Below are 21,701 nucleotides of genomic sequence, written 5' to 3'. Positions count from 1 at the left end.
ACGCGGTCCGGCACAATGCGGCATGTGATCGACAACGACCCGTACCTGTGGCTGGAAGACGTGGAAGGCGACGCCGCGCTCGCCTGGGTGGCCGAGCGGAACGCCGAGACGGCCGACGCACTGGCCGCCGGAGCCGGTTTCGCCCCCCTGAAGCAGCGCCTGCGCGATGTGCTGGACGCCTCGGACCGGATTCCGTACACCCGGCGCCGCGGAGCGTTCCTCTACAACTTCTGGCGGGACGCCGAGCACCTGCGGGGTGTGTGGCGGCGTACGACGCTTGAGCAGTACCGCGAGGAGACACCCGCCTGGGAGGTCCTCCTGGACATCGACGCGCTCGCCGCCGCCGAGGGCGAGAAGTGGATCTGGGACGGCGCCGTGGTGCGGCGGCCCGACTACGGCCGTGCGCTGGTGTGCCTGTCGCGCGACGGCGGCGACGCCGTGGTCGTCCGCGAGTTCGACCTCACCACCCGGACCTTCGTCGAGGGCGGTTTCCGGGTCGCCGAGGCCAAGACCCAAATCGAGTGGATCGACGCGGACACCGTCTTCATCGGCACGGACTTCGGACCGGGCTCGCTCACGGACTCGGGCTATCCGAGGACCGTACGCACCTGGCGGCGCGGCACACCCCTGGAACAGGCCACCGTGGTCTTCGAGGGCGACCCGCGCGACGTGTCGGTCAGCGGCCTGCACGACGCCACCCCGGGCTTCGAACGCAGCTTCGTCAGCCGTTCGCCGGACTTCCACAGCAGCGAGCTGTACCTGCTGGCCCCCGGCACCGCCCCCGTCCGCATCGACGTCCCGGACGACGCCCGCGCGTACGCCCACCGCGAGCATCTGATCGTCGCTCTGAAGACCGCCTGGCTCGGGCATCCGGCGGGCTCCCTGCTCGCGTTCGGCTTCGAGGCCTTCCTGGCCGGCGACCGCACTGCCCAGGTGCTGTTCACGCCCGACGAACGGACCGCGCTGGCCGGACACACGTGGACCCGGAACCACCTGATTCTCGAAACGATGCGGGACGTCAGCACCCGCGTCGAGGTCCTCACACCCACCCCCGCCCCCGGCACCTGGGAACGCGCACCGCTCGCCGACGTCCCCGAGCTGTCGGCCCTCTCCGTGGTGGACACGGACGCGGACACCTCCGACGAGTACTTCATGGACGTGTCGGGCTTCCTCCAGCCGGCCACCCTCCACCACGGGCGGATCGGCGCGGAGCCGGAGATCCTCAAGCAGGCCCCCTCCCACTTCGACACGGCCGGACTCACCGCGCGGCAGTTCTTCGCCACCTCGAAGGATGGCACCCGCGTCCCCTACTTCGTGATCGGCCCCGACCGCTCCGCCACCGGCCCCGGGCCCGCCCTGCTCTACGGCTACGGCGGCTTCGAGGTGTCACTGACCCCCTCCTACAACGGGGTCACCGGCCGTGCCTGGCTGGAGCGCGGCGGGACGTATGTGATGGCGAACATCCGGGGCGGCGGAGAGTACGGTCCCGGCTGGCACCGGGCCGCCCTCGGCGCGGACCGGCCGCGCGCCTTCGAGGACTTCGCGGCCGTCGCCACGGACCTCGTCGCGCGCGGCCTCACCACCCCGGCCATGCTGGGCGCCGTCGGAGGCAGCAACGGCGGCCTCCTGATGGGCGCGATGGTCACGCGCTACCCGGATCTGTTCGGCGCGATCGTCGCCCGGGTGCCGCTGCTGGACATGCTCCGCTTCCACGAGCTCCTCGCGGGCGCGTCCTGGATCGCCGAGTACGGGGACCCGGACCGGGAGGAGGACCGCCCGCACCTCATGGACCTCTCCCCGTATCACCGGCTCTCCGCGGACCAGGACTATCCGCCCGTGCTCCTGACGACCTCCACCCGTGACGACCGGGTCCACCCCGGCCACGCCCGGAAGGCTGCCGCGCGGCTGCGCGCACTCGGCCACCGGGTCCTGCTGCACGAGAACACCGGTGGCGGCCACGCGGGCGCCGGCGACAACGAACAGGCCGCCCACAACAGCGCGCTGGTGCATACGTTCCTGTGGCACCACCTCGCACCGCGGACCGGGCCGGCCACCGGCTGAGGGCGGCCGGTGCTCAGGCGGCGTACACCTCGAACCCGGAGAGCTGGGCGGCCGGCCACCCCGTGTTGGCGGTGAAGACCAGCCGCAGCAGGCGCGTGGTGACCGCCGCCGGGAGGGTCAGGGTCACACGGTTGCCGCTCGCGGGGTCGAATACGCGGTCCGAGGCGGCGAGCAGCGGGGCGAACCCGCCGCCGTCGCTGCTGCCCTGCACCGACAGGGTCTGTGACCGGGCCTCCCAGGCACTGGACGGAGGCAGGGTGAGCACGATCCGCCGCACCGCGGTGACAGCCCCCAGATCCACCTGGATCCACTGGGGGAAGGCGTCGTTCGCCGACTCCCAGTAGCTGTCCGGATCGCCGTCCACCGCGTTGCCGGAGCCGTAGCCCTGGGTGCGGCTGCTCTCCGCGGTCGGGCGCCGCAGGGCCAGGTCGGTGTCACCGGCGGAGTCCGCCGTGGGCGGGGTGGGGCGGACGGGGGTGAGGGCGATCAGTCCCTTGAGCATCCGTCCGCCGTCTCCGGTCAGCCTGAGGTAGTAGTCGGAGGAACAGGCGGTCCCGTCCTCGTCCAGTGCCAGGAACCCCGAGTCGACGGGGGTCCAGGCCCGGGACTCAGCGGTCTTGGCGATCTGGTTGCCCTCGTTGTACTCGTCGAACATCGATATGTAGATGCCCTGCACTCCGGCCCGGCACATGTTGTAGAACTGCCGCCACATGAAATCGCCGTGCGCGCGCTGGCGCGCGGACACATCGCCTGGCAGCACACACGGCTGGTAGTCGATGCCGTGCGCGGCACAGTCCGCCTCATCGCCGAGGGTGTAGGTGGTGTAGGCGTTGTCGGCGTCCTGGGCGCTGCCGATGGCGCCGATCATCCAGGGCGAGATCATGTCGAAGGCGTGGTACACGTCCGCGTATCCGGTGCGGCTGCCGGCCCCGCCGGTCCGCCATTCCCGGGGCACCCCGCCGATGACGTAACAGCCCTGCGCCTTGAACCAGTTGATGACGTCGAGACACTCCTCGACGGAGAACGGGTGGTTGGTGTCGTTGAAGCCGAAGCCCCAGACGCACACCACCGGAAGGCCGTTCTGGGTGGCGTACTGCGGGGACGCCGTGTGCGCCTTCATCTTGCCGGTCCAGTCGGCCTTGATCTCCGAGCGCATCCCGTCCCAGTTGGTGACGTCGTACATCACATAGAACTTCACCTCGTTCGACTCCGCCGCGGACCGCACCTTCGCCGCCATCGCGTCCCGGGTCGGGCCTTCGCCCCCGGTCGGATTGAAGCGTTGGAGGGCCGCGGTGTCGATCCCGTACTCCCGCATCCACCGGAAGTGGGTGTCCACGGTCTGCTGGTCGTACGAGGAGAACAGCGTCGCAGGCTGCCCGTTGCCGAGGCTGCCGTACGCCGTGGGGTAGGGATGCGTGTACTCGCGCGGGTCGGGCCAGCACTTGATGCCGGTGTTCGACGGGGAGGGGGAACGGCCCCAGTCCTGGGTCCAGTGCCACCAGCCGTCGATCGGCGCGCCGTCGCCCTTGCAGGCGAACCAGCCCTGGTAGCCGACGGTGACCTTGCCCACCACATCACCCGGCGGACTGCCGGCCGCTGACGCGGGCCCGGCGAGGGCGGTCTGTGTGCCCCCGACCGCGCCCACCGCACCGGCCGAGAGGGCGGCTTGCAGAAACGTGCGGCGCGTTAAACCCATCTGGATCTCCTCCGGCTAGGCCGACTCCCGCCGTGACGCGCCTGCATGGGCAGGCAGCAGACCGGGACTCGATGCCGGGGATCGTAACGACGCGAGAATGCGCCCGCAATACTCGACGCCAAGCTTGAAATTATTCGCGCAAGCATTGCAAAACCGCGGTGTGCCTCGCTATGGCGAACCTCCGTGACGCGGAGCGGACCGGCTCACCGGTTCGGCCCGGCGGGCCGCCGGCGGGCAGGCTGGGTGCCGTGGCGGCCCTGGGCAAGGCACCGACAGGCCGGTGGCGGCACCTGTCGTCAGGGCCGCACCGAGCTGGACGGCCGGGCTCGCGGGTGCGCTCGCTCAGCCGCTCGCGTCGCTCCCCGCGTTGAGCCACGTCCCGATGCCGGGCAGCGCCCCGGGCCCGCTGGTCTCCTCCACCGAGCCGACGAGGTCCGCTATGGAGACCCCTCGCAGTGATTCCCGCCAGGCGGCGTCGGCGGCGGCCATGGTGCGGGCGATGGGGCACGGAGCCGTGCACTTCTCGGGCGGCGTCCCGAGGGGCCCCCGCTGGCGGATCTCGGTGCAGACGAAGGCCGGGTCGGCGCCGTCGACCGCCTGCACCACGTCCAGGACGGTGATCCTGGCGGCGTCCCTGGTCAGGATGTACCCGCCCGTCTTGCCCTGTACCGAGTGGACCAGGCCGGCCCGGGAGAGTGCCTGCATCTGCTTGGCCAGGTAGCTGGGCGAGACGTCGTGCAGCAGGGCCAGCCGGGCAGCGGGCACCGGTTCGCTCGCCGCAGTCAGCACGACGCAGCAGTGCAGTGCCCATTCCACCCCGCCGGACAGTTTCATGTCGCCCTCCCGCTCTACTCGGATACATACTATCCGAGTAGAATCACGGACAATGTATGTCCGGGTTAGCGGTGCCGGGGTGCCCGCGCTCGGCTCACGGAAGGGCTCGACCATGAAGATCACAGTCATCGGCGGAACCGGGCTGATCGGTTCCCAGCTCGTCACCAGGCTGCGCGAGGGCGGCCACACGGTGGTCCCCGCGTCCCTGTCGACCGGAGTCGACCTGCTCACCGGGGAGGGGCTCGACGCGGCGGTCGAAGGTGCGGAGACGGTCGTCAACGTGACCAACTCACCCACGTTCGACGCGGCGTCCCCCGACTTCTTCCGCGCGAGCATGGGGCACCTGCTGACGGCGGGCGAGCGGGCCGGTGTACGGCACCAGGTCATTCTCTCGATCGTCGGGGTGGACCAGGTGCCCCAGCTGGACTACTACCGGGCGAAGACGCTCCAGGAGGAACTCCTGCGCAACGGGCCCACCGCGTACTCGATCGTGCGCGCCACGCAGTTCTTCGAGTTCATGGACGCGGTCATGTCGTGGACCTCCGACGAGGAGACCGTGCGCCTGCCCGGCACGCGTGTCCAGCCCATCGCGACGGCCGACGTGGTCGCCGCCCTCGCCGATGTCGCCACCGCCGCGCCGCTGGACGGGACGGTCGATGTCGCGGGCCCCGACGTCTTTCCCCTCGACGAGCTCGGGCGCCTCACGCTCGCCGCCCGCCAGGACCGGCGCACCGTCGTCACCGACGACGAGGCGGGCATGTTCGCCGCTGTCGACGGTGACGTCCTCATCGCCGGTCCCGGCGCACGTATCGCCCCCACCTCGTACAAGGAGTGGCTCGCCGCCGGTCCCCGCTGAGACGGCGGGAAGGGCGGCCGCGCGGCACGGGCCCCGAGCCCCGGCACCGCGCGGCCGCCCTCTGTTCCGAGCGACGGCTCAGTCGTTCGTCAGGCCGTGTTGTTGGCCAGGGCCAGCAGCCTGCTGGCGTCGCCGTTGAACCGGTCGCGGTCCACGGCACCGGAGATGCCGCTCACCGAACCGGAGTCGGTGTACTGCCAGAAGGTGTAGTGCGAGAAGCCCTTCGGGATGGCGGGGCTCGACGCGCTTGTCCAGTGCGCGGTGAACAGCGGGCTGCGCGCGGACATGCCGCTCCAGCCGCCGGTGCAGGAGTTCCACCAGCTCGCGCTGGTGTAGATGACGACGTCGCGCCCCGTCTTCGCCTTGTACGTGTTGTAGAAGTCCAGGATCCATGACTGCATCGCCGAGGCCGACTTGCCGTAGCAGCCGCCTTCCAGGTCGAGCATGCCGGGAAGCGTCAGGTTGTCCCGGGACCAGGCCCCGCCGTGGCCGGCGAAGTACGTGGCCTGCGCCGCACCGGTGGACAGGTTGGGGCGGGCGAAGTGGTACGCGCCCCGGATCACCTTCGCGTTGTACGCGTTGACGTAGTTGGTGTTGAAGTTCGGGTCCTTGTACGTGGTGGACTCGGTGGCCTTGATGTAGGCGAACTTGATGCCCGCCGACTTCACCGACGACCAGTTGATCGAACCCTGGTAGTGCGAGACGTCGATACCCGGGAGCTGCGTCGCCTGCACGGAGACCGAGCTCCCGGCATCCAGCTGGAGCTCGCGGGTGTCCGGTGCGAACGTCTTGCCGTCCCCGAGATAGCCGGCGCCCATGTAACCGTCGCCGAAGGGGATGGTCGCGCCGGCCGGTGTGGCCGGCTGGGCCGAGGCAGGGGCCGCCGAGACGGCGGGAACGAGCACCATGCCGAGGCTGACGGCTCCGGCGGCCACCAGCTTGCGGAGTGCGGGTCTGCGGCTGTGGGTGCGGGACAAGGAGGCCTCCTGGTGTGGGCTACCCGAATGGTCTACTCGCGTAGCGTGAAGAGATACGGAACGGCGTTGTCTGATCCGGGGGCGTGCATCAGTCGGTGCGGCGAAACGGCCTTTGCCTTGACGGGTGCACGTCACGAGTGACGCATGAACTCCACTGTGACGTAAAGGGTTTTGGGCCGGTCTCTGAGGTCTGGACCAGTGGAGAAGCCGCCGAACTGCGGTGTTGCCGCGGCCCGGCGAGAAATTTCACCTCCATGAAACCTCGGCGCGCCGCCCGCGGACCGTGCGGCCGGTGCCCCGGTCCGTGGTCGCGAGCAGCGCGACGGCGATGTAGACGAACTGCTCGGGAACCCGGAACCACAACGGGGTGGCCGGATCACCGTTGAGCGGGACGTCCTCCATGGCGGCGTACACATTGGCTGGAAGCATAAGCACGAAGAGCACCGCCAGGCAGAACCCGGCCGCCGGGCGCGTCGCCGTCCGGACCAGCCCGGCGGCCCCGAGGAGCTCCAGCACACCGGTCACGTACACCACGAGGTGGGGGAGCGGTACGAACGGCGGGACCATGGCCGTCAGATCGTCATGGCTGGGCATCAGGCTCCCGCCGTCCGGAACGAAGTGCGCCGCCCCGCTCGCCACGAGCAGCGCCGCGAGACCGTGAACGACGGCGGCCCGCCAGGTCGTGAACCGGCGGATGCCCAGGATGCCCAGGAGCCGGAACACCAGTGCCGGAACGGCGAACAGCAGGAGGGATTCGAACATGGATGTCCTCCGAGAGACAGGGGAAGCATGGGGCGCCGGGGTCGAACCGGCGGCTTCGCGCTCCACGGGTGGATCCGCGGCCGCCCCGCGCGGCCCGGCACGACGCCATGCTTCCCCGCCCGGCCCCCGCCCCGGCCCCAATGTGCCCGGCCCGGACGGCATCCGACACCGGCCTACACTGCCCGGATGGATTCGGTCACGCTGGACGCACTCGACCTGCGGCTCCTGCACGCCCTCCAGCTCGACGGCCGGGCCCCCTTCAGCAGGATCGCCGACGTCCTCGGCGTCTCCGACCGGACCGTGGCCCGGCGCTTCGGCAAACTCCGGGCCGCCGGAATCGCCCGCGTGGCCGGTGTGACCGACAGCCGGCGCCTCGGCCACGCCGAATGGCTCGTACGCCTGCACCTGCCGCCCTCCCGCAGCACCGCCCTCGCCCGCGCGCTGGCCCACCGGCCCGACACCGCCTGGGTGGCCGTCCTGTCGAGCGGCACCGAGGTCGTCTGCGTCTTCCGCGTTCCCGACGAGGGCCCGGCACCCCTCGCCTCACTGGGCCGCCTGCCGCACATCACCCACATCGACGCCCACCGGCTCCTGCGCCCCGTCATGGACCGCCGGTGGATCGGCCGCACCCTGGCGCTCACCGACGAACAGATCGCCGCGCTGACACCCGACGCCACCGAGGACGCCCGGCCGGTGGAACTCACCGACCTCGACCGCCGGCTGCTGCCCGCCCTCGCGGCCGACGGCCGCGCCGCCTACCCGGACCTCGCCCGGCAGGTCGGCTGGTCGGAATCCGCGGTCCGCCGCCGACTGCACGAACTGCGCCGCTCCGGTGTCCTCCGGCTCGATGTCGAAATCGACTCGGGGCTGTTCGGCTTCTCCGTGCAGTGCATGCTCCGGCTGACCGTCGCACCCGGCCGCCTCGGCTCCGTGGCCCGCGCCCTGGGCGACGACGCCGAAGCGGCCTTCGTCGCCACCACGACCGGCCCCCACAACCTGGTCGTCATCGTCGTCTGCCGGGACACCGCGGCCCTCGACACGTACCTCACCGAACGGTTCGGCCTGCTCGACGGTGTCGACCGGCTGGAATCCGCGCTGATCACGTCCTACGTCAAACGCGCCGCCCCGGAACTCTGACCGCAGCCCGCCCGCCGGTCAGCGGTCCGGCGCGGCTCGGCGCGCGGGGCGACTTCTGACGGTCCGTGCCCGGGGGCCGGAACCGGCGTGCCGTACCGGACGAATCCGCCTTGTCCGCTTGATCATCACAGGTTAGGGTCCCCGGGCATGTAACGGGAGATCAGCGCAGGTGGGGGACACGGCCGTAGATGTCAGCGCGTCCGAGAGGAAGCCGGGCGCGTGGAGTCAGGCCATCGCGGCCGTCGCGTTGGTGGGGATGCTCGGGGGCGGGTTCTGGCTGACGGCGAAGACCTCAGCCGCCGAGGACACGCCCTCACCCGCCGTCTGCTCGGCCGACGAGTCTTCGAAGACCCCGGACGCGTCCGCGACCGGCCCGGGGAGCGCGCGGCGCGTCTCCGGTGCGGCACTGTGCGAGGCGCTGAACCGCGCCGATCTCGCCGGCCTGCTCGGCGTCCCCGGCGAGATCCCGCTGTCCGCGCACGGCGGCGACGGCTCCATCGGACTCCCCGGCGGCAAGGACATCGCCCACCCCACCGCGGAGGTCGGATTCGACACGTACACCGTGCACCTGTCGGTCACCTACGACGGTTCCCCGGTGGCAGGGTCCGGCCCCTACCTGCGGGACGCGCGGAAGCGGACCGTTCTCGGTCACCCGGCGTTCCTCCACACCGAGCAGACCATCAGGATCAGGTTCCGGTTCGACGGCGGCGAATCCGAGAGCGGTCCCGGCGTTGCGGCCCACGCCCTCACGGTGGCCCTAGACGCCGAGGACAGCGGTGGCTCCTACGACCTGGTGGTGTGGCGCGAGGACGGCGGCTTCCCGGACGAAGCTGCGCTGACGCGCATCGCGGAGACGGTACTGCCCACGATCGAGGGCTGGGCCGCCGCCGGAAAGTGACAGGGCCACCCCGCTCCGCGCCCGGTGTCCTCACCCGCCGCGGACCGGACGGAGGATACGGTGCGGGAACCGGCACGGAGGAGGGCATGAGGCATGGCCAAGACGGTGACCGCGGGACTGGCGGAGCTCCGGGAGGATCTCGCCGGCTTCTACCGGGACCTGCACCGCCACCCGGAGCTGTCGCGCCAGGAGACCCGCACCGCGGCCCTGCTGGCCCGGCGCCTGAGGGACGCCGGGTTCGACGAGGTCGCCGAGCAGGTCGGCGGCACCGGCGTGGTGGGCGTTCTGCGCAACGGGCCCGGCCCGGTCGTCATGCTCCGCGCGGACTTCGACGCCCTCCCCGTCGAGGAGAAGACGGGACTGCCGTACGCCAGCACGGTCCGAGCCACGGACGGCGAGGGGCACGAGGTGCCGGTGATGCACGCCTGCGGGCACGACATGCACGCCGTTTGCCTGACGGGCGCCGCCACCCTGCTCGCCGGGGCCCGCGACCAGTGGAAGGGCACCCTGCTGGTGGTGTTCCAGCCGGCCGAGGAACTGGCCGTCGGCGCCCGCGACATGGTCGGGGACGGGCTCTTCGAGCGCTTCCCGAAACCCGGCATCGTGCTCGGCCAGCACGTGGGCCCCCTGCCCGCCGGATTCATCGGCCACGGCTCCGGCCCGCTCATGGCGGCCGCCGACTCGCTGAACGTCACGCTCCATGGCAAGGGCGGCCACGGCTCCCGGCCGGAGGCGACGGTCGACCCCGTGCTGATGGCGGCGAACGTGGTCACCCGGCTCCAGGGCATCGTCGCCCGCGAGGTGCCACCGGCCGAATCCGCCGTGGTGACGGTGGGGCGCCTCCAAGCGGGCACGAAGGACAACATCATCCCCGACACCGCCGAACTCGGCATCAACATCCGCGCGTTCACCCCGGCCGTACGCGACCTGGTCCGAGGCGCGATCGAACGTGTCGTGGCCGGCGAGGCACAGGCCGCGGGTGCGGTGCGGCCGCCGGAACTGAACTGGTTCGGCTCCGCACCGGCCCTCGTCAGCGACCCGGAGGCCACCGGAACGACAGTGGCGGCGCTCTCCGCGTACTTCGGCGCGGAGCGGATGCTGCCGATGCCCCAGGTGAACGCGAGCGAGGACGTCGGTGTGTTCGGTGAGACGCTCGGCGTGCCCACCGTGTTCTGGTTCTGGGGCGGGCTGGAGGCGGAGCAGACCATGGCCGCGCTCGCGCAAGGACACCTGGACGAGCTGCCGGGCAACCACTCCCCGCACTTCGCCCCGGTCGTCGAGCCCACGCTGAGCACCGGGGTGGAGGCCCTGGTGGTCGCCGCGCTGACCTGGCTGGACTAGGACCTGTCCGGCGGATCCGCGCGGTCGGTCCACCGGGTGGCCCGGCGCGATCCCGATCCCGTCGGACAGGGCCAGGAGCCGGAATCCCTGGTCCCGGCCCGCTCACCGCCCGCCTCGGCGGTCACCGCATACACCGGACAGTCGAGCGCCTCGGTGAACGGGCCCAGGTCGGTCACGGGCGGCGGTTCCTGTCCGGGATCTGATACGCGGGAGGGGGGGGGCGGCCCCATCTCACCGGTCGGTACGCCGAGGACGATCCGTCTCGGCGGAGCCGATGGCCCGCAGGGACCGGTCGGCCACGGTCACCGCCAGGAACAGCACGCTGACGGCGAGCATGAACCAGGCGAGGTGGTGCAGACCCACGGTATCGATGTGATGGCCGAAGAACGCGGCGTTGGCGGCGGAGGCGATGATCGCGCCGAGATAGCCGAAGGTGCGCAGGAGCCCCGCCGAGGAACCCATGCGGTCGGCGTCGGCCTGATGGTAGACGGAGTTCTGCAGAGCGAGGCTGTTCAGCCCCTGGGGCACCCCGAGCACGACCACTACGGCCAGCAGCATCCACACGGGGCTGTCGGCGTGCAGCAGGAACAGCAGCGCACAGGCGCCGATCTGCCCCGCCGCCCCCACCAGCAGCTTGCCCCGGACGGCCTGGCGCCGCCCGGTGAGCGTGGACACCAGGATCGCGACGCTGAACAGGGGCAACTGCACCAGACCGGCCTGCGAAGCGGTCAGCCCGCGCCCCTCCTCCGTCCACTGGGTGTAGCCATACAGGAAGGCGTACGTGACGACGTAACACAGCAGCGCCCTGCCGTACGTGGCGACCAGCGGCAGGTTGCTGCCGAGCACGCGTACGTCGATGAACGGCTGCCGGGCGCGCAGCTCGCGCCAGGTGAAAGCGACGCCCGCGCACACCGTCAGGACGGGCAGGTACCAGGTGCTGGCGCCCGGGTCCATGAGGAACAGCAGGAGGCAGACGAGGGCCGAGGCGAACAGGGCCATGCCCGGCAGGTCCAGGTCGCCCGCCGGATGGTGGCCCGCTTCGCGGCGCCGGGCAGGCGTCGCGGGGATACGGCGCGCACCGAGGTACAGGCCGGCCGCCGCCAGCGGGATGTTCACGGCCAGGGTGGCGCGCCAGCCGCCGACACCGATCAGCAGACCGCCGAGGCTGGGCCCGACGACGGCGATGGTCTGGGTGGTGACGGCGAGAGCGGTGAGCACACCGGCCGGGCTCTTCTGCCCGGTGCGCCCGGCCTCGCTGCGGATGAGGTACATCGCGGCCGGATAGCCGGAGCAGGTGCCGAAGCCGAGGAGCACGCGCGCGGCGATGAGCACGCCCAGGCTCGGCGCGCACATCCCGACGACGCCCGCGACACCGGTCAGCGCGGTCCCGGCCAGGAACAGGCGGCGGGGGCCGAAGAGGTCGATGAGCCGTCCCACCACGGGCTGCCCTATGGCGGTCGCCAGATAGAGGGCGGAGATGAGCCAGGCCGTCTGTGCGGGCGGTGCGCCGAAGGCGGCGCCGATCGGTACCAGCGAGACGGAGATGATGGACGAGTTGACCGGATTGAGCACCGACCCCAGCATCATCGGGGCCAGCAGCCGCCGGTCGAAGCCGTCCGCCGGGCTGTTCGCCCCGCCGGGACGGATGCGCCGCAGAATCCCGGTCATGCCCGGACGATCCGTTCCAGCAGGGCTGTCGCGGCGAGGAGCGTACGCCGTTCCTCCTCGGTGCACTCGTCCTCCAGGGCGCGCGTGAGCCAGCCCTCGCCGGCGCGGCGGCGGTCCTCCAGGAAGGCGTGGCCCTGCCCGGTGACGAAGACCAGCTGCCGCCGGCCGTCCCCGGGGTCGGGGCGGCGGGCGACGAGCCCGCGCTCGGCCAGCACGCCGACGGTGGCGGCCACCGACTGGTGGCGGACGCGCTCGGCGGCCGCGAGGTCGCTCACCGACGCCTCGCCGTCCTTGTCGAGCCGGCTCAGCACGGACGTCTGGGTCGGGGTGAGGTCGCCGGGGTCGTACGTCTCGCGCATCCGTCGTCTGAGCCGGCTGAACACCACGCGCACCTCGCGGGCGGCGCGCGCCGCCGATTCCGAGACTCCGTCGGCAGTGGCGCGTGTGGTGCGGGTGACCTCGTCCATATCTCCAGGTTAGCTTGCGCAGTCTGGACTGTGGATCAGGGTGGGTGCGCCCGTACGGCAACGCGCCCGCCGGGGCAGGAGGGGTTCCTGCCCCGGCGGGCGCGGACGTGAGCGGGCCGATCAGGCCATTTCGGGCTGAGGCTCCAGCTTCGGGACGGGCGCGGCCTTCGGCTCCCACCGCCTGGTGGTCCGTACGTAGCCGTAAATCACCGAACCCATGGCCAGAATGAGGAGCGGCCCGAACACCCAGGGATAGTGGGCCATTTCCAGCGAGAGATAGCGATAGGACACCAGGAGCAGCGCGAACACCGCGGTGCCGTAGGCGACGAGCCGAATGCCCGAACGGTCCCAGCCGCGGTCGTGCGCGCGCATACCCGTCTCGATCGTGAGCGTGAACACCACACCCGCGACGAGGTCGGCGCCGTAGTGGTAGCCGAAACCGAGCGTCGCGGCGAGCGTGGCCACCAGCCAGAAGGCGCCCGCGTACTGGAGGAACTTCGGGCCCTTGCGGGAATGGATGAAGATCGCGGTGGCCCAGGCCGTGTGCAGGCTGGGCATGCAGTTGCGCGGCGTGATCTCGTCGAAGGGCATGTGGTGCGGAGTCCCGATCGGCGTCGGTGTGTCCGGCCACAGGTTGGCCACCGCCCAGTGTCCGCCGTCCGCCCCGAACGCGAAGATCGGTCCGACCACGGGGAAGATCATGTAGATGGCCGGGCCGAGAAGGCCGATGACCAGGAAGGTGCGCACCAGGTGGTGACCGGGGAAACGCCGGTCGGCGGCCACATTGCGCAGCTGGTACAGCGCGACGAGGACCGCGGCCACCGCCAGCTGCGTGTAGACGTAGTCGAGGAAGCGGGCGCCGACCGGGCCGGTCGCCTCGATCATCCGCCCCACGGCCCAGGAGGGGCTGCCGAGTGCGTGGTCGGCGTTCGCCATGTACTGGTCGAGCACATCGGGGCGGGTCTTGGAGGTGATGAGCAGCCAGGTGTCACCGGTCTTGCGGCCGGCGACGAGAAGCAGACCCAGGCCGACGCCCTTCAGGAGCAGGACGCGTTCCTGGCCCGTGCGGCGGGTGACGGCGATGACCGCGACCCCCAGGATCACCCACAGCGCGCCGTTGCCGAAGAAGTGGCCTTCGGTGACGGGGGCGTCGGCCACCCACCGCACCAGCGCGATGACGACGTCGATTCCGGCCGCGACACCGACCGCGATGAACCGCTGCCGCCAGGTGAGGACCACCATCATCAGACCCATGCTGGCGTACAGCAGAAAGCCGGATTTGGGGGCGAATATCACTTCTTGGGCCTGAGTGGTGACCGGCCCCGGCAAGCCGTAGTGGCGTGCGGCGATCTCCAGCGCGACGAGGAACGCGAGTGTCACCACCGCCGCCGCCGTCCACAGTATCGCTCGCGGTTGGCGCCACGCAGCGAAGGGTATTCGGCGGTTTATTCGCGAAAACACCCGCGATGCTATAGATATCAATTCTCTGGCCGATGTCTTAGGTTTTGGTCAAATAGGTCGCTTTTCATGCCGGATGGCATGGTTGTGCGGGCGATGAGGGCGGTCGCCGGGGTGCGATCATGCTAGCGGAGGGGGTACGGACGGGATTCGCTGGTCATCGCTGGTAGGAAGGACGCGGAATCCTGACCGGAGGTTCAGTATTGGCCGCCGGGTCATGGACGAAAACCCCGGCCACTTCCTGGCGTGGACCCTACGTCAGCGGGTGGCGGCTGCCGAGGTGTACGTCCCGAATGAGACGTAGCCCGCCACTGCGGGCGGGCTACGGCGCTCCCTGCGGAGCAGGGTGGGGCGCGGACGGCCGGGGTCAGGACAGGGCGCAGCTCACGGTCGGTACGCCGCCGGAGCCGGGCGTCCCCTGGAAACCGAAGGCGGTGTGGGAGCCGGCCGCGAGGCTGCCGTTGTAGTCGGTGTTCGTGACGGTGACGGCGCCCCCGCTCTGGGTGTAGGAGGCGTTCCACATGTTGGTGACCTTCTGGCTGCCCTCCCAGGTCCAGGTCACTTTCCACGACGCGGCGGCCGATGTGCCCGTGTTGGTCACGGTCACGTCCACCCCGAAGCCGGTGCCCCAGTCGTCGTTCACCGTGTAGGCGGCCGTGCAGCCGCTGTCGCCGCCGGAGCCGGAGCCGGTGGTGAGGGCGGTGACCGAGGAGGAGGGCGGCGAGGTGTTGCCCGCCGCGTCACGGGCCCGGACGGTGTAGGTGTACGAGGTCCCGGCGGACACGCCGGTGTCGGTGTACGTGGTGCCGGTGGCCGTGCCGGCCTTGGTGGAGCCGCGGTAGATGTCGTAGCCCGTGACGCCGGTGTCGTCGGACGCGGCCGTCCAGGAGAGGGAGACGGAGGTGCCGGTGGTCGCGGTGACGGTGAGACCGGCCGGGGCGGTGGGTGCCTGCGTGTCACCACCGCTGCCGCCGCCGTTGGTGAAGTCGGGTGCCTTGATGCCGGCCAGGTAGCCGTCCTTCACCGTGTCGACCGAGGTCCAGTTGTCCTTGAGGATGCCGCCGGTGTCACCGGAGTTGGGGTTCCAGGACCAGAAGGTCCACGAGAAGCTGTCGCCCCCGTACTGATCGGTCGGCCGCAGGTAGTCGGCCAGCGCCGTCAGCCACTTCTGGTCGGTGGTGGACTGGAGCGTCGTACCGAACTCGCCCACCCACACCGGGGCGATGTCCTGCTTGAAGATGTAGCCCCAGTAGGTGTCCCAGACGCCGGGCATGTTGTCGGGGAAGGAGGTGTCCTCGAACCACGGCTGCTGGGCGACACTCGTGGCGTAGTCGTGCGCCGAGTAGACCACCCGGTCCGGCACGCTGAGCTCCACCGGGTACTGGCCGACGCCCATGAGGTTGCCGCCCCACCATCCGGACACCCCGTCGAAGGTCTGCACACCTTCGACGAAGACCAGGAGGTCCGGGTTGGCGGCCAGGACCGCGTCCCCGCCGCGCTCGGCCGCCAGCCGCCAGTCCTTCGCGGTGTCGCCGCACCCCCAGCAGGCGGGGTCGTGGGGCTCGTTGTGCAGATCGATGCCTATCACCGCGTCGTTGCCCGCGTACCGGCCGGCCAGTGACGTGAGGTTGGCGAGCCAAGTGGACTCGGGCACGGCCGAGGTGTACCAGAGTGCCGACTGGCCGGCGGAGTCCGGGCGGTGCCGGTCGAGGATGACCTTCATGCCGACGCTGCCCGCGTGGTCCACGATCCGGTCCATCACCTGGAGCGAGTCGAGGCCCTCCAGGTCGCTGTTCATCCCGCCGGAATAGTTGATGCTCGCGGGTTCCGTCCCCGCGAAGATGTCGTCGCTGTAGGGCAGCCGGATGGTGTTGTACCCCAGCGACCGCATCTGGTCGATCATGCTCTTGTAGTCGCGGGACCACAGGCCGTGGGCCACGTAGTTGGCGGTCTCGAAGCCGAACCAGTTGATGCCGGCGACGCGGACCGGCCGGTCGCCGGCGTCCAGGATCTGCCGGCCGCTGGTGTGCCAGTAGCCGGAGCCGGACGCGGTCTCGGCGGCGGAGACGGCCTGGGCGCCGGCGAGGGGGAGAAGCAGGGCCGTCGCGGTCACCGCGGCGGTTCTGGCGGCTCTTCGGAGGGTGCGGAGAGGGTGAAGCACGGTGCTGGTTCCTCTCTCGGAGGTACGGCCCGGCGCGCATGGGAGCGCTCCCACTTCGCGATGCGCCGTACCGCCCGTGGCAGGGGGGTGGGGTTGTCGCGGGCGCCCGCCGCCCCGGCCCTCCGTGGCGACGTCCCGGTGCCCGGAGGCTGGGGTCGATGACCGGCGGCCCGGCGCCATCAAAGCGATAGAGCCATGGGCATGTCAATGGGCCGTCAGGTGTTCATGAGCTGAAGCCCGGGGGTGAAGTGGTCGCGGTGGAGGGTGCTGCGCCCCTTCGGGGGTTCGTGGGTGACCACCCGGGCTCTGCGGGTCGGGTGGATATGGCCCCCGTCGTGATCGTGGGCGGGAAAAGGGGGTGGACACCCCGCCTCTTCGCTGCAAACATATGCTGAATGACGCATGATCATGCATTCACTCAGGCGGTCTCCACCGCGATCTGGCCCGAAGGCTTCCTCGCGTACACAGGGCACGGCGGACTGCGCGAACACGGTGACGACATCTCGATCGTCGCCTCCGACCGCCCGGCGGTCAGCGCCGCGATGTTCACGCGGAGCCTCTTCGCCGGTCCGGCCGTGGTCCTCAGCCGCAGGCACGCCGCAGGGCGCGGTCTCCGTGCCGTGACGACGCTGGCGCAGAACGCAAACGTCGCCACGGGGCGCCAGGGCGAGCGGAACGCCGCCGAGGTCGTCCGCCGCGTCGCCGGGATCCTGGGCGTCCCCGAGGGCGAGGTGCTCATCGGCTCCACCGGGGTCATCGGCCGCCCTCTGCCGATGACCACCATCCTTCCGCACTTCGACCGGACGGCCGAGCGCGGCGTCGCCGCGTTCACCGCCGGGCCGCTGGACGTCGCTCGCGCGATGATGACCACCGACACCCGCCCGAAGGTCGCTGTCCGCACCCTCGGGCAGGCCCGCATCGTGGGCGTCGCCAAGGGCGTCGGCATGCTGGAGCCCGACATGGCCACGATGCTCGCCTACGTGTTCACCGACGCCGAGCTGTCCCCGGCGGACCTGGACGCCGCACTGCGCGGGGCGGTGGACCGTACGTTCAACTGCCTGAGCGTCGACACGGACACCTCCACCTCCGACACCGTCGCGGTCATCGCCAACGGTGCGGCAGGGGCGGTCGACCCGGCGCTGTTCGCCGAGGTGCTCGCCGACCTGTGCCTGGACCTCACCCTGCAACTGGCCGGTGACGGCGAAGGCGCCACCAAGCTCCTGCGCGTCACCGTCGCCCGCGCCCGCGACCACGCGCAGGCCAAGCGCATCGCCAAGAGTGTGGTGAACTCCCCGCTGGTCAAGACCGCCGTCCATGGTGCGGACCCCAACTGGGGGCGGGTCCTCATGGCCATCGGCAAGAACACCGACGACACCGACATCGTGCCGGGCGACGTCACCGTGCGGTTCGGCGACATCGCGGTGTACCCCGAAGAGCCCGAGGCGGACACCCTCGGCCGGCTCGTGGAGACCATGCGTCGGGACGAGGTCGACATCGTCGTCACGCTGGGTCTCGGCGCCGCCGAAGCGACCGTCTACGGCTGCGACTTGTCCGCCGGCTACATCCGCGTCAACGCGGACTACACGACCTGACACGCCGGCCCGTCGCCCGGCCGGAATCGGCCTCGGTGGCGGGCGGCGGCGGTCACGGGCCGGGTGTCACACCCGTACGAAACTGCCCACCAGTACGGCCAGTGAGACCACCAGCATGCCGAGGCAGTTCACCCAGAACGCGCTGCTCAGCGCCCGCGCCCGGATGTGTGCGGCGGCGGCCGCGAGGAAGTAGACGACGACCGCGGCCGTCGTCGTCATGGCGACACCCGGCACCTTGAAGCCGACGACGAGCCCCACGACCGAAGCCGTCTTCGCCGTGGTCAGCACCCACCACCAGTCACGCGGCAGTCGTACGCTTTCCAGGCAGTCGGCGATGAACCGGGGCGGGCGCAGCATCATCGCCGCGTCGCCCGCCTGGATGACGAGCAGCACCACCACCGGCCAGACGGGGGAGGGGAGTTCGGAGAGCGACATCGGTCAGAGCCCTTCCTGTGCGGTGACGAACGCGGCGGTGTGCCTGATCCTCGCCGCCGTCTGCTGGGGATCGGTCGATCCCGCGGCGAGCAGCATCAGCTCGCCCAGGTATGCGGCGAACATCACCTGTGCGCCGAGCCGGGCACGCGCCTCGGGCGCACCGGCGTTCACCATCGCGGCGCCGAGGTTGTCCTCGGTGAGCGTGCGCAGCGCGCCCAGAGAGGCGTTCTCGTCCTTGCCCCGGGCCAGAGTCCGGAAGTAGGCGCGCGCGAGGTCGTCGTTCTCGGCGAACAGATCCAGGAACGGGTCGAAGTAGTGGGACAGATACGCCACGGCCGACGGTGCGGCGGCGGCCCCCGCCTCCGGGGGCTCGGGCGGGGAAGGGATGCGGTCGGCGATGGCCCGGTCGAACACCAGGCTCAGCAGGGACTCCTTGTCCCCGACCGCCATGACCGCCCCCACGGAAACCCCTGCCTCCGCCGCGACCTGACGCACCGTCGTGCTCTGGAAGCCGTGCTCCGCGAAGAGCCGCGCGGCGGTCTCCGTGATCCGGGTGGCGGTGCGCAGCTTCTGCGCCGCACGCGTTGACTGAACCTGTTCACCGAACACGTTCACAATGTACGTACGCGGCCGGGGCGGCGCAAGAGCGGTGGCGCGCCCGGTCCGCGCCGCGCGGACCGGGCGCCGGCCCGCTACAGCTCGTCGCCGAAGGCGTCGGCGAGTTCACGCCACTCGGCGAGCGGCAGGCCGTCCCTCTTCCCGCCGGCGGCGACCACCTGGAGCGCGACATGGTCGGCGCCCGCGTCGAAGTACTCCCGCGCCCGCGCCTTCACCCGGTCGGCGTCGCCCAGCGCGAAGAGGGCGTCCAGGAGGCGGACGCTGCCACCGCCGTCGAAGTCGCTCTCCGCGAATCCGAGGCGCAGCAGGTTGTCGGTGTAGTTGGGGAGCTTCAGGTACATCGCCAGCATGGCGCGGGCCGTGGCGTGGGCGCGGTCGAGATCGGTGTCAAGTACGACGGACAGCTCGGGGGCGAGCAGCGCGCCGGGCCCGAGCGCCTCGCGTGCCTCCGCCGTATGCGCGGTGGTGACGAGGTAGGGGTGGGCGCCCAGCGCCCTGCCCGCCGCGAGTTCCAGCATCTTCGGGCCGAGCGCCGCCAGCACCCGGCGGCCGGGCCCCACGGACGGCTCGGCGGTGTCCAGCGCGTCGAGGTAGGCCACCATCGCGCTGTACGGCTTCGCGTACCGGGGGACCATCGGGCCGTGGCTGACGCCCAGGCCGAGGACGAAGCGCCCCCGGGCGCTCGCCTCGAGCGCGGCGACCCGCGCCGCGACCTCCTCGGCGGTGTGGTCCCAGATGCTCAGGATGCCGGTGGCGACGGTGGCCGTACGAGTGGCGTCGACGATCGCGGCGGCGTCGTCGGGCGAGGGGCTGCCGCCGATCCACAGCGTCCCGTACCCCAGTGCTTCGAGCTCGGCGACCGCTTCCGCGATCGCCGCCTTCCCCGCGGCGTCCACCTTCGACGGGTGCAGCGCGCCGCTCCAGATGCCGACCCGGCCGAATACCTCACGTGTCTCAGAAGTCATGCCGGGATAAAACAGCGCCCGGCTCCCGCTATTCCCCGCCGCACCCGATACGGGCCGGGATTCACCCGACAGGCCGTCATGGCGCCGTGCGCGCACCTCATGTGGGCGAGTGGCCGCGTGTGCGGGGGCGCCGCACGGGCAACTGGCGGATATTGGACGCTCTGCGGCCCCGCAGTGTGCGCCCGCCGGACGAGGAGGTAGCTGCCGTGACGACCCCCGCCGCATCGGAGGGACCTGGAGGCAGGGAGCGACGCCCGGACGGGGGGCGCGGCGGGGGAGGAGGCCGCGATCCGCGCGAGGAGGCCGCGGCGCCGGGTGATTCCGGACTCGGTACCATCACGACGGCCGTACCGGCCCGGCTCGACCGGCTGCCGTGGTCGCGCTGGCACTGGATGATCGTCATCGGGCTCGGCACGGTGTGGATTCTGGACGGCCTCGAAGTCACGACGGTCGGTAACATCGCGAGCCGGCTCTCGGAGGACGGCTCGGGCCTCGACATCACGTCCGCTCAGGTCACCGGACTCGCCGCGGCCCTCTACGTGGCGGGTGCCTGCTCGGGGGCGCTGTTCTTCGGGTGGCTCACCGACCGGTTCGGCCGCAAGAAGCTGTTCATGGTGACGCTCGCGGTCTACCTCGCCGCGACAGCCATGACCGGCCTCTCCTTCAGCGCCTGGTGGTTCTTCCTCTTCCGCTTCCTCACCGGCTTCGGTATCGGCGGCGAGTACGCGGCCATCAACTCGGCCATCGACGAGCTGATCCCCTCGAAGTACCGGGGCCGCGTCGACCTCATCATCAACGGCAGTTACTGGCTGGGCGCGGTCGGCGGTGCGCTGCTGTCGATCGTCATGCTGAACACGGACTACTTCCCCAAGGACCTCGGCTGGCGGCTCACCTTCGCCCTCGGCGTCGTCCTCGGCTTCGTGATCCTCCTCGTGCGGCGGCATGTGCCGGAGAGCCCCCGGTGGCAGTTCATCCACGGCCACGGGGACGAGGCGGACAAGCTCGTCACGTCCGTCGAGCGGGAGATCGAGGACGAGAAGCACGAGAAGCTGCCGCCCCCGGCCGGTGAGATCACCATCCACGAACGCAGGAGCATCGGCTTCGGGCTCATCGCCAGGACCGTCTTCCGCAGCTACCCCAAGCGCGCCGTGCTCGGACTCTCCCTCTTCATCGGGCAGGCATTCCTCTACAACGCGATCACCTTCGGCTTCGGCGCGATCCTGACGACGTTCTACGACGTGCGGAGCGGCCACACCGGCTACTACTTCGCGGTGATCGCGGCCGGCAACTTCATCGGACCGCTCGTGCTCGGCAAGCTGTTCGACACGATCGGGCGGCGCATCATGATCGCCGGTACCTACATCCTGCCGGGCATCCTGCTGTTCATCACGGCCTGGCTCTTCGACCGGGGCTCGCTGACCGCCAACACCCTCACCGCGTGCTGGTGCGTCGTCCTGTTCTTCGCCTCGGCGGGCGCGAGCAGCGCGTACCTGACGGTCTCCGAGGTCTTTCCGATGGAGACCCGGGCCATGGCCATCGCCTTCTTCTACGCGGTCGGTACCGCCGTCGGCGGGATCAGCGGCCCCCTGATCTTCGCCGACCTCACCGAATCGGGGGTCCCCGGCGACACGGCCCTCGCCTTCTCCATCGGCGCGGCCCTGATGTGCGCGGCCGGGATCGTCGCGGCCTTCCTCGCGGTCGACGCCGAGCAGCGCTCCCTGGAGGACATCGCGACGCCGCTCTCCCAGACCGAGTCCGGCACCTGAGCGACGCCG

Annotated in this window: 18 protein-coding genes; 7 read left to right on the top strand and 11 right to left on the bottom strand. The window is 71.0% G+C overall.

From position 1 onward, the window contains the following. The first annotated feature begins 15 nt into the window (after nucleotides 1-15). A complete protein-coding gene (locus B082_RS0116385) occupies nucleotides 16-2,061 on the top strand; it encodes a prolyl oligopeptidase family serine peptidase (RefSeq protein ID WP_018552896.1) in 2,046 nt (681 codons plus the stop codon). Nucleotides 2,062-2,074: 13 nt separating this feature from the next. Here B082_RS0116385 and B082_RS0116380 read toward each other — a convergent pair whose 3' ends face one another. Together B082_RS0116380 and B082_RS0116375 are read right to left on the bottom strand one after the other, a co-directional pair. Further along, nucleotides 2,075-3,757 (bottom strand): discoidin domain-containing protein, encoded by a 1,683-nt coding sequence (locus B082_RS0116380; RefSeq protein ID WP_026249863.1) that lies wholly within the window; start codon nucleotides 3,755-3,757, stop codon nucleotides 2,075-2,077. 342 nt (nucleotides 3,758-4,099) lie between these two features. Beyond that, complete coding sequence (locus B082_RS0116375) at nucleotides 4,100-4,591, bottom strand: RrF2 family transcriptional regulator (protein WP_018552894.1); 492 nt, start codon at nucleotides 4,589-4,591, stop codon at nucleotides 4,100-4,102. A 112-nt stretch (nucleotides 4,592-4,703) separates the two neighbouring features. Here B082_RS0116375 and B082_RS0116370 point away from each other — a divergent pair, with 112 nt between their 5' ends. Then, nucleotides 4,704-5,447, top strand: coding sequence for an SDR family oxidoreductase (locus tag B082_RS0116370; protein ID WP_018552893.1), 744 nt, complete (start codon nucleotides 4,704-4,706; stop codon nucleotides 5,445-5,447). An 89-nt stretch (nucleotides 5,448-5,536) separates the two neighbouring features. Here the strand turns inward: B082_RS0116370 and B082_RS0116365 are convergent, their stop codons facing one another. Together B082_RS0116365 and B082_RS0116360 are read right to left on the bottom strand one after the other, a co-directional pair. Beyond that, complete coding sequence (locus tag B082_RS0116365) at nucleotides 5,537-6,424, bottom strand: GH25 family lysozyme (protein WP_018552892.1); 888 nt, start codon at nucleotides 6,422-6,424, stop codon at nucleotides 5,537-5,539. Nucleotides 6,425-6,670: 246 nt separating this feature from the next. After that, the gene (locus tag B082_RS0116360) at nucleotides 6,671-7,186 is read right to left on the bottom strand and encodes a hypothetical protein (RefSeq protein WP_018552891.1); all 516 of its coding nucleotides are present in this window, start codon (nucleotides 7,184-7,186) and stop codon (nucleotides 6,671-6,673) included. Between the two features lie 186 nt (nucleotides 7,187-7,372). On the opposite strand from B082_RS0116360, the gene B082_RS0116355 reads away from it, so the two are divergent. The 3 genes from B082_RS0116355 to B082_RS0116345 all read left to right on the top strand — a co-directional run bounded on the left by B082_RS0116355 (nucleotide 7,373) and on the right by B082_RS0116345 (nucleotide 10,562). Then, complete coding sequence (locus B082_RS0116355) at nucleotides 7,373-8,323, top strand: Lrp/AsnC family transcriptional regulator (RefSeq protein WP_018552890.1); 951 nt, start codon at nucleotides 7,373-7,375, stop codon at nucleotides 8,321-8,323. Between the two features lie 169 nt (nucleotides 8,324-8,492). Continuing rightward, complete coding sequence (locus B082_RS0116350) at nucleotides 8,493-9,221, top strand: DUF6215 domain-containing protein (protein ID WP_037710293.1); 729 nt, start codon at nucleotides 8,493-8,495, stop codon at nucleotides 9,219-9,221. A gap of 93 nt (nucleotides 9,222-9,314) precedes the next feature. Continuing rightward, entirely contained in the window at nucleotides 9,315-10,562 is a 1,248-nt protein-coding gene (locus B082_RS0116345) for an amidohydrolase (RefSeq protein WP_018552888.1), read from the top strand. Between the two features lie 231 nt (nucleotides 10,563-10,793). Here the strand turns inward: B082_RS0116345 and B082_RS0116335 are convergent, their stop codons facing one another. From B082_RS0116335 to B082_RS0116320, 4 genes are all read right to left on the bottom strand, one after another. Further along, on the bottom strand, nucleotides 10,794-12,230 hold the full coding sequence (locus B082_RS0116335) for an MFS transporter (RefSeq protein ID WP_018552886.1): 1,437 nt from the start codon (nucleotides 12,228-12,230) through the stop codon (nucleotides 10,794-10,796). Further along, nucleotides 12,227-12,697 (bottom strand): MarR family winged helix-turn-helix transcriptional regulator, encoded by a 471-nt coding sequence (locus B082_RS0116330; protein WP_018552885.1) that lies wholly within the window; start codon nucleotides 12,695-12,697, stop codon nucleotides 12,227-12,229. The genes B082_RS0116335 and B082_RS0116330 overlap by 4 nt, the downstream gene beginning before the upstream one ends. Before the next feature lie 120 nt (nucleotides 12,698-12,817). Further along, nucleotides 12,818-14,101 carry a phosphatase PAP2 family protein gene (locus B082_RS0116325; RefSeq protein WP_267885834.1) on the bottom strand — a complete coding sequence of 428 codons (1,284 nt, stop codon included), beginning with the start codon at nucleotides 14,099-14,101 and terminating at the stop codon, nucleotides 12,818-12,820. Nucleotides 14,102-14,522: 421 nt separating this feature from the next. Continuing rightward, nucleotides 14,523-16,316, bottom strand: coding sequence for a cellulase family glycosylhydrolase (locus B082_RS0116320; protein WP_026249861.1), 1,794 nt, complete (start codon nucleotides 16,314-16,316; stop codon nucleotides 14,523-14,525). A 395-nt stretch (nucleotides 16,317-16,711) separates the two neighbouring features. Here B082_RS0116320 and argJ point away from each other — a divergent pair, with 395 nt between their 5' ends. Continuing rightward, complete coding sequence (argJ, locus tag B082_RS0116310) at nucleotides 16,712-17,908, top strand: bifunctional glutamate N-acetyltransferase/amino-acid acetyltransferase ArgJ (protein WP_018552882.1); 1,197 nt, start codon at nucleotides 16,712-16,714, stop codon at nucleotides 17,906-17,908. A gap of 66 nt (nucleotides 17,909-17,974) precedes the next feature. Here argJ and B082_RS0116305 read toward each other — a convergent pair whose 3' ends face one another. From B082_RS0116305 to B082_RS0116295, 3 genes are all read right to left on the bottom strand, one after another. Continuing rightward, a complete protein-coding gene (locus tag B082_RS0116305) occupies nucleotides 17,975-18,343 on the bottom strand; it encodes a DoxX family protein (protein WP_018552881.1) in 369 nt (122 codons plus the stop codon). Between the two features lie 3 nt (nucleotides 18,344-18,346). Beyond that, nucleotides 18,347-18,952, bottom strand: coding sequence for a TetR/AcrR family transcriptional regulator (locus tag B082_RS0116300; RefSeq protein WP_078622583.1), 606 nt, complete (start codon nucleotides 18,950-18,952; stop codon nucleotides 18,347-18,349). A gap of 83 nt (nucleotides 18,953-19,035) precedes the next feature. Continuing rightward, nucleotides 19,036-19,926, bottom strand: a complete 891-nt coding sequence (locus B082_RS0116295) for a TIGR03620 family F420-dependent LLM class oxidoreductase (RefSeq protein WP_018552879.1) — start codon at nucleotides 19,924-19,926, stop codon at nucleotides 19,036-19,038. A 206-nt stretch (nucleotides 19,927-20,132) separates the two neighbouring features. Between B082_RS0116295 and B082_RS0116290 the strand changes: the two genes are divergently transcribed. Continuing rightward, nucleotides 20,133-21,692, top strand: a complete 1,560-nt coding sequence (locus B082_RS0116290) for an MFS transporter (RefSeq protein ID WP_018552878.1) — start codon at nucleotides 20,133-20,135, stop codon at nucleotides 21,690-21,692. Nucleotides 21,693-21,701: the final 9 nt, after the last annotated feature.

The organism is Streptomyces sp. ATexAB-D23, assembly GCF_000373645.1.
GTDB lineage: Bacteria > Actinomycetota > Actinomycetes > Streptomycetales > Streptomycetaceae > Streptomyces > Streptomyces castrisilvae.
Note: the sequence above shows the minus strand (reverse complement) of the source record. Positions and strands in the feature narration are given on the sequence as shown.